At 44.2% G+C, this 231-nt stretch carries 1 protein-coding gene; it reads left to right on the top strand.

Annotated elements, in window-relative coordinates; all coding sequences use genetic code 11:
• The coding region (locus Q4528_RS16500; protein WP_303522878.1) for a hypothetical protein at positions 1-231 on the top strand (231 nt) is incomplete at both ends.

The raw sequence follows: 231 nt of genomic DNA, 5'->3' as shown, positions 1-231 counted from the left end.
ATGTAAAACGGTACGGGAAAATTGCGTCACTAGAGCAGGTGGTTGGTCATAAGTTTATCTCAACCATCGAGCCTTATTCGCAAATTAGCTTTATTCATTGGTTGAATAGCCAAGTCGAACCGCAGCAAATTGCTTTGAAGGTGAATGACTTTAATGCCTTTGTTCCTGCTATAAAGGCAGGCTTTGGCGCAGCGCCTTTGTCTTGTCGCTTAGCGCAATTGCATCCAGAAC

Origin of the sequence: Staphylococcus pasteuri (assembly GCF_030547725.1) — a bacterium.
GTDB lineage: Bacteria > Bacillota > Bacilli > Staphylococcales > Staphylococcaceae > Staphylococcus > Staphylococcus pasteuri.
This window is presented reverse-complemented; position numbering and strand designations above follow the sequence as displayed.